We start from the raw sequence: 14,858 nt of genomic DNA, 5'->3' as shown, positions 1-14,858 counted from the left end.
CCGAGACCTTCCCATAACCGACCGAGACACTGAAGCCCGCGCTCTTCTGCTTGCTGTCGTAGCTGCTCTGGTCCTGCAGGCTCTCGATCAGGAGATTGGCCTGTCCTGAGCTTGTCGAAGGGCCGCCCACCCTGGCGACGACCTGCTCGCCTTGGGCGACCGCCCCCTTCAGCGTCGTATCGCCCCCCGATTGGAGGGTCAGCGTCTCGCCCGCCGTCGCATGGCTGTTCGTCCAGACGAGATCGGTGCCGTCGGCCTTGCCAGATCCCTTGCTGGCGCCGACATTGACGAGGAAGCCGTCGGTGCCGATCGAGAAGCCGACGCTCGCGCTGTTCGACTTGTTGGTACTGTGCTGTTCGGCGGTATTGGCCGCGGCGAGGAGGGCGATCTCATCCTCGGCCTTGAGCGTCAGGTTCTTCCCGGCCGCGAGATCCGAGCCTTGCACCGTGATGTCGCTCTGCTCACCGGCGCCCGTGGCGGTAATCGTGAGATCGCCGCCGGCCTGGAGCGTCGACCCGGCCGCCGCATTGCTCGTCTGCGTCGTCTTGCTGCTGCTCGAACTCGACCCGATGCTGATCGAGAGATTGACGCCGCCGACCCGTTCGCCGGCGGTGGCGTCGCGGGATTCCAGCGCATTGCCGGCGGCATCGGTCTTGGTGACGATCTGGTTGTCCTTGGTGATGCCGTCGATCGTGGTCGTCGCGCCTTGCCCCTTATCGATGGCATCGTAGGTGGAATAGGCCGAGAGCCCGACATTGGCCGCCGCCAGGAGCTGCATGCGACTGTCCTTGGTGTCCTTGGCCGCTTCGCTCATCTGCTGCGCGGTCTGAATGGCGCTGATGATCGGGCTGGTGATGGCCACCGTCAGGCCCGACTGCTTCATCTTCGTCTCGAAGGTCGTCCGGTTCGTCTCGCGCGCTTCGAGGATATCGACCGTCTTCGCCGTGACCTCGATGTCGCCCGAAGGCGCGATCACATCGGAACCCACCTGCCGATACGTCTCGCCCGCCTTGAGGACGACGTTGCCCGAGGTGCTGCCGACGGTACTCGCCGCGGCGCTGGTGCCGGTGCTTTGTTGGTCAGTTGAGAGCATCCGGCTGCCGATGGTGAAGCCGACGCCGCCGCTCCCCATGAGGCCGCTTTCCTTGGTCTTCTTGTAGTGCGTCTCGGTGTGCTTCTCCGTCGCCGATTCGATGGCGAGGTTGCGGCCGGCGGTGAGCGCCGTCTCGTTAGTAGAGACGACGTTGCTGCCCAGTACCCTGAGATTGTTGCCGGCTTGGAGTGTGACGGTATCGCCGCTGAAGGTGGACGCTTGTGCGCGGGTGTCAGCAAAGGCGTCGCGCTGGATCTTGGTCTTGCTGGAGAAGGTACCGCTGCGTTTCTTCTTCTGGGTGATTTCGCTGTGTTCGCTGGCTTCGCCGGCTTCGATAAGGAGATCGTGGCCGGCAACGGCGGCGAGTGCGCCGGTGGTGCTGGTGATGCTGGCGGCACGGGCGCTGAGGTCGTTGGCGGCGCTGAGGAGGATGCTGCCCGTTCCTTCGATCGTTGTGCCGATCTCGGCGGTGGCGCCGCTGCGGTTCTTGTTGGCGGCGTCGGCGCCGGTGTCGTTCTCTTCGGCGATGCGGACGGTTCCGAGGCGGAGGTTGCCGCCGGCGTCGATGACGGTGCTGCCGGCACTTTGCAATTGGGCGGCGTTGAGCGCGAGGTCGGTGCCGGCGGCGAGCGTGAGGGTGCCGCCGGGGTTGTTCACGTAGAGCGCTGCGATGCGGTCGATATTTGTGCGGGTGAAGTGTGCGTCACCTTCGCTGTTCTCCGTGTCGCGGGTGGTGCTCTCGATCGTCAGTTGCCGCCCGGCGAGGGCCTGCAGTACGTCACCGGCGTCGATCGTGCCGCCACGGATGGTGAGGTCTTGCCGGGCGTTGAGTGCGATGGTTTCTCCGCTGATTCGGCCGCCGAGATTCTTGATGTTCTCGGCGGTGAGCGCGACCACCCGACGGCCGGCGATGGTGCCTTGGTTGTGGAGATCGCCAGTGAGGTCGATGGCGACATTCTCGCCGGCAAGCAAGCCGCCCGTGGGGGCGAGGTCGCCCTCGCGGATGCGAACGTAGACCTGCGGGACGAGTGCCTTTTGCGTGCTGCCGTCGGCCAGCGCGACTTCCTTTTCGACGAGCCAGACGATATCGCTGGTCAGTTGGGCGATCTGGGCTTCGCTGAGCGCGACGCCGGGGATGAGTTGCAACTCCCCGGCGACGGTGACGCCGGCCTCCATCAGGGCGCGGTACTGCGCTTCGTCCGAGGCGTAGCCTTCGAGAAAGCGCCGGCCGGTGAGTTGGGCGATCTGTTCGGTGAGCAGCCGTTGTTCGTAGAAACCGTCGCCGAGGCGCTTCTGGGTGGTGGCGGGGTCGTAGGCCAGTTGGCTCAACATGTAGTCCGAACTCAGCCATTGGCGATAACCGGCGAAGCGCGGGTCGGTCTCGATCAGGAAGTGGGCGGTCGGGTCTGTGGTCGGGATGAAGAGGCCGCCGGCGCCGTCGGCGGTCTGCCCCGGGCCACTGAGGTTCATCGCGGCGATCGTTGTGCCGCTGCCGGTCGGAACAGTATTGGCGTCGAATCGGGCAATGCCGAGGTTGAAGCTGGTGACGACCGGGGCGGGGCTGAAGGCGTAATGCGGACCAAATTCGAGTTCTTCGTCGTTGCCGTCCCAGTCACGGAACTGGGCCCAGCCGCTGTAGGTGGTGGTGCGGGTGCCTTCGGTGCTGGTGTTGTTCAGCATGCCACCTGTTTGAAGGAGGGTACCGCCGGCAATGATGCGGCTGTCGGCATTGGTCAGATTCCCCGAGAGGATAAGATCGCCACCGGAGAGGATCTGGCCCGGCAATGAGGACAGCACTTCGGTCGCGCTCGTCGTGCCGGCGTAGTCGTAAAAGGTGTAATCCTCGAACCCGCCCTGAACGACGCCGTTGACGACGTAGGTCTGGTCTTCAACGCCGTAATTGAAGATATGCGGGAAGAAGGAAACGTCGTAGCGATGCGACCAGCCTTCGGGCTGGACTTCCTGAATGTGCTGCGTGCTTTCGATCACAGTGCTGGTAACGAGGCCGGCGTTGGTGTTCGTGATCGCGTCGGCAGCGATGGCGAGATGGCCCAGGCTTTCGACGGTGGCTGCGTGGTTGTTGACAGTGACGGCTTGGCCGGTCGCGTGGTCGTCAGCGTCAAGCGCACCACCGATGAACAGGTCGCTGGCGCTGAACATCACCGCGCCGTTGCGGTTGTTGAGGGTGCCGACGCCGATGTCGAGGCGGTTGCGGGCGGCAATGACCGGGGACTCAAGCGAACCGCCGACCGTTTCTGCGTCGTTGTTCAGGGTGGTGGCTGCAATTGCCAGATCGTCACCATAAATACGCCCCGTGCCAAGGTTGTTCAAGCTAATGGCATTGATACGAGTATCGCTGCCGTCGATCAGGCCGCGATTGGTCAGGGTGTGTGCGGCGCTGGCGACGAGGGTCAGTTCCGGCGCGGCGATTTCGCCGCCGGCCTGGTTGTCGAGCGATTCGGCGCTGATTGCCATGGCGGTGCCGGATTCAAGCGTGCCGTGGTTGATCAGGTCGCCGGCCGTGGAAACGGTGACCTGCCCGTTGGCGGCCAGTTGGCCGGTGTGGGTGTAGTCAGCCGCCAGAGAAATGGCGAGATCGCCTTCGGAGAGCAACGAACCGTCTCCGCCGAGACTGGCGACGTCAATGGCGAGCGATTGGCCGGCGATGACCGTGCCGGTGCTGTTGGTGACGGCGAGTGTCCTTGTTGGCGCACTGTCGCGAATCGCCATAGTGCCGGCGGAAGTGATCAGTCCGTTGCCGTTGTCGAGCGTGCCGCTGCTGGTGATCGTGGCGACCGTATCGGCTCGGATTGCACCGCCAGCATTGTTGAGGTGTTCGGCTATGAGACTGACGGTACGGCCTTCGAGACCACGGTCGCCCGAGCGTGTCGTCGCGTTGTCCAGCGTCCCGGTCTGCACATCGAGCGTCTGCCCGGCAGAGATGAGACCGCGGTTCTGCAACACAGCGTCGGTGTTCAGGGTGATATTGCTGGCGGCGCTGAGGGTGCCGCTGTTGACGAGTTGCCCGTCGGCGGTGATGACGATATTGCCGGCGGCCGCCCCGAGTTCTCCAGCATTGCGAACGCCTACGCCGGCTTCGGTGCCGACCAGCGTGATCTTGCCCGCGTACATGCCGCCGAGAGCGGCGACGTCGATGGCGAAAGCAGGCGCGCTTCCCTGTCCGGCAATCGGCACAGCCTGGGTATGGGCCGCGTCGATCTGGTTGGTGCCTGCCGTAACCTTCAGCGTATGTGCCCAGATGCCAGCGTTCACTTCGACGGCGCGGGCGATGAGGTCGGTAACGTCGACGCGGGAAGCATCAAGGCCAGCCCCCTCGATGCGTACTGAACCGCCTTCCACGCGGTAGCCGTCGAGATTGCCGCCGGAGACCATGGGCGTGCCGGTCGTCAACGTGGCACGGCTTGCGTTGAGAAAGCCACAGCCGCTGCAGGTTACCCCCGCAGGGTTGGCGACGATCACCTGGGCGCGATCACCGGCCACTTCCAGGTAGCCGCTGAGCAAACTCGGATTGCTTGAAACGATTTCGTTGAGGATGACGCGGGCGCTGCCTTTGGCCAGCCAGGGGTTGCCCTGTACCCAGCCGCCAAGTTGGGTTGCTGCATTGGTGCGGGCGTTGTTGAGGATGGCGCCCTCCGCCTGCACGTCGAACTGGCTGTACGTGTTGCGCGAGACACCGCCAGCGCTCGGCGTCTGGATGTTGATCAGCGGAACACCGTTGCTTGCGGTAAGGATGGTTGGACGCTGGCTTGCCGGGGCGGTCTTGTAGGCAACAATCTGGGCGTTCGCATTCGGCAATACGGCGGCGAGCCCCAGCGCAATGAGCACTCCGAAGGTAACTCCTCGCAACACGGCGCGCAGGATTCGCCTTGGCCGGCCTTGATTGCCCGTGGTGCCAGCCGTCTTTCCGGCGGCCACGGCGCTCTCCGCTACGGCCATCAACTGACCACGTCTTTGGTTGAAAAGGAGACGGTAGAGGTGTCGGTTCATTTCGCTTTCTTCCTATGCGGCAGACACTTTTTCTAGAAACTGACGGTGAGATTGAATCCGGCGGTGCGGTGACTGGTGCGGAAGTACTCCGGTTTGTCGAGCGGACCACCGAAAAAGACGTCGTAACTCAGCGCCCGGTAGCTGCCACGCAGACCGACGATGGCCCCGGTCAGGCTGCGCCCGATGAGCAGTTCGGCCGAGGCGCCGGCGACCTCGCCGTGGTCCAGGCCGACGTAGAACTCCTGTTCGCTTTCGCCGAGGGCAAAGGAGAGATCGTTGCGGATCAGCCAGCCGCGCTCGGCCATGAGGATGCTCTCGCCGTCGAAACCGCGCACGGTGTAGCGGCCGCCGATGGAGAAACGATCCTGCGGAACCAGCGGTGTGCGGTTCCACTGCGCTCGCCAGTTGAGGTCGTAGCGCAATGCCTGGCCGGCGATTGCGAATGGCACGCTGAGCGTGTTGTCCGTCGTGATGAGTGTGGGCCGGGCCGTGCCTTCGTTGAACACCTCCTCGGGCGCATGTAGCGCGCCGAAGGCGCCGATACCGTGGCGATAGGCGAGGTTGAGGTCGAGCGTGGCCTTCCCGATGAAAGCGCGGTGCGCAATCGAGGCCTCCCAGCCTGCCATGCGCCGTCGTTGAACCTCGACTTCGGTGTCGTCGATGAAGTTCTTCGACTGGGTCAGGTAGCCGCGCAACGAAAGCGTTGTCTTGTTGGCGGCGTCGCGGAATACGAGACGCGATAGCTTGGCCTCGTAGTTGCTGCTCTCGCCGCTGTACAGGTAGGTCTGGCTGGCCCCGGCCACGGACTGGTGATAGTCGTTGGCGCTGGCCGTTGCCGACATCAGCCAGTAACCCCAAGGCAGCGAATAGTGCACGGTGTGGCCGCGTGTGCCGCGGTCGCCGTCGTCGCCGCCGCCCAGGTCGTGATTGAAGCTGGCGTAGAACAGGTCGTTGAGCGTCAGCAGGTGGTCGCCGGAGATTGTTGCGCTGCCTTGGTAGCGGCCCGTGCTGTCCGATCCGCCGTCGTTGGCCGAGAGGGTCAGACGAAGCGGGAAGGATTGCTTCCAGGTGATTACAAGATCGCTTTCCCCAAGGCCTTCCGCCGGGACGATCTGGATGTCGGCCTCGGCGGTGGGGGCGCGTTTCATGTTCTCCAACGCCTGTTCGACATCGCGCAGATTGAGCAGGTCGCCCGGTCGGGCCGGTACGGCGTTCCAGGCATCGGCACGCGCGTCGCTGTCGTCGCTAAAGCGGATGCTGCGGATGCGGCCGGGGATGACGGTCAGGGTGAGCGTACCGGTGGTGAGATCCTGGGCTTCGGCCAGGACGCGCGTGGTTACGAAGCCGCGCGCCACGATGGCGTTTTGTATGCGCGTCATCGCGATGTTGACTCCCTGACTGCCGAGGCAGCGGCCGGTGGCGGGGTCACCGGGCGCATCGGCGGCCGATAGCGACCAGGAGAAGAGGTTCTCCGGGTCGTTTAACCGGATCTCGCGGATCGGAAAGCAAGGTGTCTCATCGGCCGTGATCCGGCCGTCCGGTGCGGTGCTTTGAGGTAAGCGAACGTCGACTCCCGGTTCCAGTTGCTGCCGTCGTGCTTGCTCCCGCTCCGACTGGCGCTGAAGTTCGCGTGCAGCGATGCCGCCTTGCGTTACCTGTGCATGTGCCGCTACCGCGCCGATCAACATGAGGGCGAGCAGGCAAGCGCGGTGGAACTCGTTCTGCAATGCTGCGAAGAGTGTGTCGTTGATGGCGTTCATGTGTGAGTCAAGAAAGGCACTGGGCGCGGAAATCGGCGCTCTGGCGTAGGAATGGCTCTTGGGCGAGGCCCTTGTCTGCTGCTTAGATCCGGTAAGGGTGGCACTTTGCCAGATGTGCTCTTGAAAACACAATAGTTATTTCATATTAGGCCTATTACTTTGGTTATATTTTGAACAAAGAACAACACCGATTTGTGTTGTATTGCGGATGAATGAGTTTGTTGTCCGGTTTGGCGAGCAAATGAGTCGTCGCGTTGACGCTTTGGGTCGTCTGGGCGATTCCTTTCCTCTACCGGATACCGGCCTTCGCCGGTATGAGAGCAGCCGCCTGCTTCCCCCACACGCAGCAACCGGGCCGAGTCTTCGGCCGATTCGTTTGCGTCGGGGGGCTTTGCGAATCGCTCAGTGATAGAACAGATAGCCGATGGTGATCGCGCCGATGAGTCCGATGGCGTCGGCGATCAGGCCGCAGGCGACGGCGTAGCGGGTCTTGCTGATGTTGACGCTGCCGAAGTAGACGGCGAGCACGTAGAAGGTCGTCTCGGTCGAGCCCTGGATGATGGCGGCGAGCTTGCCCTGGAAGGAGTCGACGCCGTAGGTCGTCATCACGTCGACCATCAGGCCGCGCGCGCCGCTGCCGGAGAGCGTCTTCATCAAGCCGACGGGCAGGGCCGGGACAAAATCGGCGTTCAGGCCAAGCGCGACGACGACGGCGCGGATGGCGTCGATCACGTAGTTCATGCAGCCCGTCGTGCGGAAGACCGAGATCGCGACGAGCATGGCGATCAGGTAGGGAATGATCTGCACGGCGACGCCGAAGCCTTCCTTGGCGCCCTCGACGAAGGCTTCGTAGGCGTTGATGCGCTGCCCGGCGGCGACGGCGATGAAGACGGCGATGATGGCGACGATCAGCCCGCTGCCGAGTAGGCCGATCGTCTGCGTCATTTGCTCGGGGGGCATGCCGCTGAGCCAGGCGTAGAGCGCCGCCATGAGGCCGCAGAAGCCGGCGTAGAAGGCGAGCACCGGGCGGCAGAAGAGGTCGATGCGCTGCCAGAGGGCGACGGCGATGAGGCCGGTGGTGAAGGAGATGAACGTGGCGAGTAGCGTTGGCAGGAAGATGTCGGCCGCGTTGAAGCCGACCAGGCCCTGCTTGACGGCGAGGCTGGCGCGGATGGCGATCACCCCGGTCGGAATCAGCGTGATGCCCGCTGTGTTGAGCACGAGGAACATGATCATCGGGTTGCTCGCCGTGTCCTTCTGCGGGTTGATTTCCTGCAACTCGCGCATCGCCTTGAGGCCGAGCGGCGTCGCGGCGTTGTCGAGGCCGAGCATGTTGGCGCTGACGTTCATGACGATGCTGCCGCTCGCCGGGTGCCCCGCCGGAATGTCGGGGAACACGCGGCGGAAGAACGGTCCGAGCGCGCGCCCGAAGAGCTGGATGATGCCGCCGCGCTCGCCGACCTTCATGATGCCGAGCCACAGACTCATCACGCCGACGAGGCCGATAGAAATGTCGAAGCCGGTCTTGGCCGAGTCGAACAGGCCGGTGAGGACGCGGGAGAAGATGTCGAGGTCGCCCTGCAGCGCTTGAGCAAGTGCGGCGAGGATACCGACGAGGATGAAGGCGATCCAGATGAAATTGAGCACGGTCGGGAGTGTCGAGAAAGCAGCTCGGTTCCGCGCGGAACGCGCCGGCTGGGGTCTAGGGGAGCGGCCAGTCTAGCGGTCTCGCCGGGGCTTGTCATCGCGCGCCGGCGGCGAAGTTGCGCCGGCGCGGGTAGCATGTCGCCTTTGCCACGAGCGACAGGAAACGCGTCACCATGAACCTGAAAAACCCGGTTCTTCACCGCAAAGGCGCAAAGATCGCAAAGGTTCGCAAAGAAAATCAAAGCGCTACGCGAACAGCATCTATCTTCCATCTCGACCCACCGCGCGGAAATGGCGCTGGAACGGTGCGCAACGTCGGGCGTTGCACACCCTACGGCAGCTGTTGTTTCCTTTGCGCCTTCGCGCCTTTGCGGTGAGGTTTTCAGGATGAACCGACTGCATCAGGCATTGCGTCGCCTTCATTTCGCTCCGGAGACCGCGGCGACCGAGGGATACGTCCAGGCCATCGTGCTCGGCTTCACGCACGCGGCCGACTGGCCGCATGTCGCGGCCTTCCTGCACAGCGTCCGGCAGGAACTGGAATTTCCGCTGCCCGCCGTCTCGATTGTCGGGCGCGGCGGCTATCGGCTGTGGTTCTCGCTCGCCGAGCCGGTGGCGGCGGAATCGGCACGCGATTTCCTCGGCGCCGCGTGCCGGACGTACCTGCCCGATCTGCCGCCGGCCCGGTTCGAATGCTGGCCGGCCGCAGCGGGAACGGCCACCGCCATGCCGGCGCCGCCGCCCGCGCGGGATGAAACGTCGGGCAAGTGGTCGGCGTTCATCGACCCCGACCTGGGCAGCATGTTCGCCGACGAGCCGGGGCTCGAGATGGCGCCGAGCGACGAGCGCCAGGCCGATCTGCTGGCCGGCATCGCGAGCACCCGGCGCGAGGTTTTCGCGCGTGCGCTGGCGCGTCGGGCGCCGCAAGGCGTGGCGGCGACCGGCGTGCCCCCGGCAATGGTGCTGGCCGCGACGTTTGCCGATCCGAAGACTTTCCTGCTCGCCGTGATGAACGATCCGGCAGCGAGCCTCGACCAGCGCATCGAAGCGGCCAAGGCCTTGCTGCCGCACTTCGCGCCCAGCGCATGTACCACTCGTCACGCAGATCCGGAGTCGCCATGAACATACCCGCAGAGAACCGTTTCAGCCAAGTAGGGTGTGCAACGCCAAGCGTTGCGTACGCGGCTTGAACCGGCGCAATGCCCTTTGGTTATTGCGCCCGGCGCTACGGCGATCTCGCCGCCTACCGCATGGGCGGCGTCATCGGCTACTGGTACGTCGAGGGCTTCAAGAGGGCCGGCATCAAGCTGCAGTTCGTCAAGCGCGACGAGCAGAACGCCAAGAAGCTCGACGCCGAGCGCATCGACGCCTTCATCACCGACGAGCTCGTCGGGCGGATTCTGGTCAAGAAGGTCTTCCCCGGCAAGGAGGGCGAGTTCAATACGGTCGAGAAGCCCGACGGCGCGGCGGCGTTGTACGTGATCGTGCGCAAGGGCAATGCGGCCGGCGAGGCCATGGTCGCCAGCCTGAACGCCGGATTGCTGAAATTGAAGGAGTCGGGCGAACTCAAGCAGATCGTGGCGAAATACGTGCGCTGAATTTTCAGGGCACAATCGGATTTTTACGAATCGGCGCCAGCGATGGCGCCTGTTTTTTGCTCACCAACGCGACAGGCGCAAATTTCACCGTTCGTGGTGCGCCTGTCCCCCAAGGGGGTTTCCTTGGGGCATCGAACCATCAACCATGAAACTCGAAGCTATCCTGATCGCCATCGAAGTCGCCGCCACCTTTGCCTTCGCCCTCTCCGGTCTGATCGAGTCGGCGCGCAAGAAGATGGACATCATCGGCGTGCTCTCGGTCACCTTCGTCAGCGCCTTCGGCGGCGGCACGCTGCGCGACGTGCTGCTCGACCGCCGGCCGCTGTTCTGGGTGCAGCACCACGAGTACATCTGGCTTATCGTGCTGCTCACGCTCACCGCGCCGCTCGTGCTGCGCGCGCGCCGGCATCAGTTTGTAGACTGGATCATGGAAGTCGCCGACGCGGCGGGACTCGGCCTCTTTGCCATTTCCGGCACCTCGCTCGCCGTCGTCGCCGGCATGCCGCCCGTCGTCTCCGTACTCATGGGTGCGATCACCGCCGTCTTCGGCGGCGTGCTGCGCGACGTGCTGTGCAACGAGATTCCCAAGGTCTTCCACGACCACATCCCGTACACACTGTGCGCCTTCATCGGCTGCGCGCTGTTCCTTGCACTGCATGCGCTCGACGTCGCGCCGCACCTGTCGACGACGCTCAGCATCGCCTCCATCACCGGATTGCGTCTGCTCGCCGTCGTGCGCGGCTGGCGCATCCCGGCGTGGCCGCCGCGCAAGAGCACGGACGACGGACTGTGACAGCCGGGAAGGCATGAACTTCCTCGCTCACACCCTGCTCGCCGGCGACGCTGCGTCCGACCGCATCGGTGGCCTGCTCGGCGACTTCGTCAAGGGGCTGCTGCCGGCCGGCTTGCCGCCTGACCTGGCGGCCGGCGTCGCACTGCATCGCGCGATCGACAGCTTCGCCGACCGCCATCCGGCCTTCATCGCCAGCCGCGCGCGCATCAGCCCCCTGCGCCGCCGGGTGGGTGGCGTGCTCGTCGATCTCTTCTACGACCACCTGCTGGCGCGCGACTGGAACGAATGGTGCAACGACGTGCCGGACAATCTCGCCGACTACACGGCGCAGCTCTACGCGACGCTCGATGATTTCTACCCCGTCCTGCCCGAGGCGGCGCGCACGGTCGCCGACCGCATGCGCACGTACGACTGGCTGACCTCCTACCAGCGTGTCGAAGCGGTCGGCGCAGCGATCGACCGCATGTCCGTCTACCGCCTGCGCCGCGCCAATCCGCTGGCCGGCGGCATCGAGGAGTTCATTGCCGACCCGGAAGGCTTCGCCGCCGATTTCAGGTCATTCCTGCCGGATGCGCTGAGCTACGCCGAAGACTGGCGCAGGCAGCGCTGACTAGCGCCGCTTGGCCTCAAATCCCGCGATCCAGGCCCGCGTTTCTTCTTCGTTAGGGAAAATCGCGAAGGGACAGGCGTCAAGCCCGTAGGATGAGGCGGCTTTCATCAACGCGATGAGTTCCGGGCTCGTCGTAATCACGGCGAAGACGATGTCTGGCAGCCGGTCGGTCATCGCGGCGATCCAGGCGCGGCCCTCCAGCAAGGGCTTGATGCCAAGGTCGACGACGTCCACGGCGCGGAAGTCGCGGATCACATAACGCAGCGATTTGATGCGCGGGTCGCCCTGGATTTCGCCGAGGGCGGCGAGCAGTTCCGGTGACGATAACGTTCCCCGGAACTTCTGGCAGATACCGTGGGCCTCCCATGTGGTTTCGTGCGGCATGTTCGCGTCCTCGCAGGCTGTTGATGGTTCAATTGTAGCCCGGCGCACGGAGCGTCTGGTGAGGCCCCGTCCCGGTTTTGCTGCGTTGTGCGTCGTGGCCTATGCTGGGTTTGTCCCGGTTCCCTGCTGTGATGTCATGCGCAATGTCGCTAGCCTGTTCATTCCCTGGGTTCGTTCCGCGTTCGTCGCGCTGGTTGTGGCGCTTGCCGGTTGCGCCACGCGGAGCGAGGCGCCGGCGCAGGTTTCGGAGAACTCCTGGAGGCTGGTCGACAACGATGTCGCGGCGGCATCGCTGGCCGCTCGGGTTGCGGCCGAAAACTACGCGAAAGGCGAAATGGAACGCTGGCGCGGGCGTATCCATGACCTCACCGAGGAAGCGTTCATCCCTTGGTTTACCGGCTACTGGACGCAACAGTGGTTGGCCGTCAAGGTGGCGTGGTACAAGCTCGGCGGCGACGATGTCGATCCGGCGACGCAACGTCTGGCGGCGTATTTGCAGGAGCAGTATCGCGAGCAGGTGCTGGAACCGGTTGCCGAGGAGGTGGATCCGGATGCGGTGCGAGTGCAGGCGACGCGTCTCTACGTCGAGCGTCTCGCCGCGACTTTGCGCGAACTGCCGCAACGTCATGGTGTGCCGCTCGCTCAGTTCGAGGCGCGGCTGGCGGGGATTCCGGCCATTGCGCTGGCGCTGCCGGACAGGAACGATGAGCGCAGCGCGTCCCTGCTGCAACTCGTCCGAGCCGACCCGGTAACCCGCCTTCCGGCATTTGCGGCCTTGCTCACGCGCATCGATAAGGCGGCGAGTGGCGAGGGTGCGACGTCCTCGGCTGCGCACCTGTCGTTGGTAGCCCGGCGCGCCAGCGAGAAGCTGGCGACGCGGTTCGCCTCCAGCGGTGGCGCGAGTGCTGCGGCGGCGGCCATCGGCGGTGTTGCCGGGGTGGTCATTTCGCTCGGCTCGTTCGGCTTCGGAGCGATCGCGCATGCGGACGACGAGCCGGCGATGGAGGCGCAGTTGCGCGAGTCGCTCGATGCGGCGGCGGACGAGATGTGGCTCGTCCTCAGCGAAGACCCGAGCATCGGCGTCATGGCCGGCGTTCTGCACATTTCCGCCCGAATCGAGGAACGCGTGGTGACGACGATCGTGCAGCCGGTGACGGAGCATCCGATGGTCGGCGAGACCTTCCTCGTCGACGAGCCGATCGCCGTCGATGAAAAAAGCGAGCACTATGACCACGGTGCTCTGGAACGTTTCGGCCACATCGACGAATAGCCGGGGCGGGCGTTCCGATTTGAAGCAATGAACCTGAAAACCTCACCGCGAAGGCGCAGAGATCGCAAAGGAAACAACAGGTTGATCGTACCTGACCATTCACCCTGTGGGTGGCGATGGAAGGTAGATGCTGTTCGCGTAGCGTTTGATTTTCTTTGCGAACCTTCGCGATCTTTGCGCCTTTGCGGTGAAGAGCTGAGTTTTTTAGGATCAATGGAGGAAACGCATGGACCTGACCATCACTTCAAGCGCGTTCGCGCACAACGACGCAATACCGCGGCTGTACACCTGCCAGGGGCGCGACATTTCGCCGCCGCTGGCGTGGAGCGGCGTGCCGGCGGCGGCGAAGAGCCTGGTGCTGATCGTCGACGACCCGGATGCGCCCGACCCGGCGCACCCGCGCATGACCTGGGTGCACTGGCTGCTCTACAACCTGCCCGCCGACTGTGCGGCGTTGCCCGAGGCGGTACATGCGCTGCCGGCCGGGGCGCTCGAAGGCATCAACGACGGGAAGCGCACCGGCTACGGCGGGCCGTGTCCGCCGATCGGCCGCCACCGCTACTTCCACAAGCTGTACGCGCTCGACTGCGTGCTGCCCGACCTGCGTTTCCCGACCAAGCCAGTACTCGAAGAGGCGATGCGCGGACACGTCCTCGCCGAGGCGCAGTTGATCGGAACGTATATCAAGGGACAATGAGCGCTTTCCCGAACTCCAGGTGACCCGCCATGAGTGAAGAACTGCCGCCGCCCATTCCATTGTCCGACCTGCGCAAGAGCTACGAGCAGGGTTCGCTCGAAGAGCATCAGGTCGCCGGCGAGCCGCTGCGCCAGTTCCAGGACTGGCTCGCGGAAGCGCTGCGTATCGGCATCCACGAGCCGAACGCGATGACCGTGGCGACGGTGGGCGCGAACGGTCGGCCATCGTCGCGGCCGGTGCTGATCAAGGGATGCGACGAGCGCGGCATCGTCTGGTATACGAACTACGCGAGCCGCAAGGGGCGCGAGCTCGAGGCGCATCCGTTTGCCGCGCTGCAGTTCCATTGGGTCGAACTCGAGCGCGTCGTGCGCATCGAGGGTGCCGTCGAGAAGGTCTCGGCCGAGGAGTCGGACGCCTACTTCGCCAGCCGCCCGCTGAGCCACCGCATCGGCGCCTGGGCGTCGCCGCAGAGCGAGGTGATTCCCGGGCGCGGCACCATCGTCGCGCGCGCCGCCGAGCACGGCCTCAAGTTCGGCCTCCATCCGCCGCGCCCGCCGCACTGGGGCGGCTACCGGCTGGTGCCCGACTACTGGGAGTTCTGGCAGGGCCGCGCGTCGCGTCTGCACGATCGGATTGCTTATCGCTTGCAGGCAGATGGCAGTTGGCAGAGGGAACGGCTGGCGCCTTGATCGGTCAGGACATCGCTCACCGAGCAAGGCGGAAGGGTCTGCCCGGTAACCCACTCCCAATTTGTGGCGAAAAGCCACGTTCACGCACAACTATTTGCGGTTTTACGCCATATAGGAGGGGGCGGCCGGGGGGGCGTTCTTGTCGGGATTCGGCGCACAATGGCGCCTGGACGCTTCCCGGCGGCTGGTGCGACACGGGCGAATCCCCGTCCTTGTCGGCCGAGCGGGAGGTGGCGGAAGAGAGCGGTTTGCAGGTGAGGGCTGTTCGCCTGGTCGCGCTCTTCGACAAGTTGAAGCACGACCACCCGC

General features: G+C 64.7%; 12 protein-coding genes. 8 read left to right on the top strand and 4 right to left on the bottom strand.

The window, feature by feature from the left end:
* The 3 genes from KBA32_RS11675 to KBA32_RS11665 all read right to left on the bottom strand — a co-directional run.
* On the bottom strand, nt 1–5,101 hold a 5,101-nt coding region (locus KBA32_RS11675), incomplete at its 3' end, for a hemagglutinin repeat-containing protein (protein ID WP_294359105.1).
* A 32-nt stretch (nt 5,102–5,133) separates the two neighbouring features.
* Complete coding sequence (locus KBA32_RS11670) at nt 5,134–6,861, bottom strand: ShlB/FhaC/HecB family hemolysin secretion/activation protein (RefSeq protein WP_294359102.1); 1,728 nt, start codon at nt 6,859–6,861, stop codon at nt 5,134–5,136.
* Between the two features lie 402 nt (nt 6,862–7,263).
* On the bottom strand, nt 7,264–8,508 hold the full coding sequence (locus tag KBA32_RS11665; protein WP_294359100.1) for a nucleoside recognition domain-containing protein: 1,245 nt from the start codon (nt 8,506–8,508) through the stop codon (nt 7,264–7,266).
* A gap of 387 nt (nt 8,509–8,895) precedes the next feature.
* Between KBA32_RS11665 and KBA32_RS11660 the strand changes: the two genes are divergently transcribed.
* The 4 genes from KBA32_RS11660 (at nt 8,896) to KBA32_RS11645 (ending at nt 11,509) form a co-directional block, all read left to right on the top strand.
* Nucleotides 8,896–9,630 (top strand): hypothetical protein, encoded by a 735-nt coding sequence (locus KBA32_RS11660; protein ID WP_294359099.1) that lies wholly within the window; start codon nt 8,896–8,898, stop codon nt 9,628–9,630.
* Between the two features lie 77 nt (nt 9,631–9,707).
* Nucleotides 9,708–10,106 (top strand): ABC transporter substrate-binding protein, encoded by a 399-nt coding sequence (locus KBA32_RS11655; RefSeq protein ID WP_294359096.1) that lies wholly within the window; start codon nt 9,708–9,710, stop codon nt 10,104–10,106.
* Nucleotides 10,107–10,251: 145 nt separating this feature from the next.
* A complete protein-coding gene (locus KBA32_RS11650) occupies nt 10,252–10,899 on the top strand; it encodes a trimeric intracellular cation channel family protein (RefSeq protein ID WP_294359094.1) in 648 nt (215 codons plus the stop codon).
* A gap of 13 nt (nt 10,900–10,912) precedes the next feature.
* Nucleotides 10,913–11,509, top strand: coding sequence for an ACP phosphodiesterase (locus tag KBA32_RS11645; RefSeq protein ID WP_294359092.1), 597 nt, complete (start codon nt 10,913–10,915; stop codon nt 11,507–11,509).
* On the opposite strand, the gene KBA32_RS11640 is transcribed toward KBA32_RS11645, so the two are convergent.
* Nucleotides 11,510–11,893, bottom strand: coding sequence for a hypothetical protein (locus tag KBA32_RS11640; protein ID WP_294359091.1), 384 nt, complete (start codon nt 11,891–11,893; stop codon nt 11,510–11,512).
* A gap of 136 nt (nt 11,894–12,029) precedes the next feature.
* On the opposite strand from KBA32_RS11640, the gene KBA32_RS11635 reads away from it, so the two are divergent.
* From KBA32_RS11635 to KBA32_RS17155, 4 genes are all read left to right on the top strand, one after another.
* The gene (locus tag KBA32_RS11635) at nt 12,030–13,163 is read left to right on the top strand and encodes a hypothetical protein (protein ID WP_294359089.1); all 1,134 of its coding nucleotides are present in this window, start codon (nt 12,030–12,032) and stop codon (nt 13,161–13,163) included.
* Nucleotides 13,164–13,389: 226 nt separating this feature from the next.
* Nucleotides 13,390–13,860: a YbhB/YbcL family Raf kinase inhibitor-like protein gene (locus tag KBA32_RS11630; RefSeq protein WP_294359087.1), complete on the top strand. Its 471-nt coding sequence runs from the start codon at nt 13,390–13,392 to the stop codon at nt 13,858–13,860.
* Between the two features lie 29 nt (nt 13,861–13,889).
* Nucleotides 13,890–14,549, top strand: coding sequence for a pyridoxamine 5'-phosphate oxidase (gene pdxH / locus KBA32_RS11625; RefSeq protein WP_294359085.1), 660 nt, complete (start codon nt 13,890–13,892; stop codon nt 14,547–14,549).
* Nucleotides 14,522–14,858: NUDIX domain-containing protein (locus tag KBA32_RS17155; RefSeq protein ID WP_367113779.1), on the top strand; the 337-nt coding region annotated here is incomplete at its 3' end. The genes pdxH and KBA32_RS17155, both read left to right, overlap by 28 nt.

Origin of the sequence: Propionivibrio sp., from assembly GCF_017995515.1 — a bacterium.
Taxonomy (GTDB): Bacteria; Pseudomonadota; Gammaproteobacteria; order Burkholderiales; family Rhodocyclaceae; genus Propionivibrio.
This window is presented reverse-complemented; position numbering and strand designations above follow the sequence as displayed.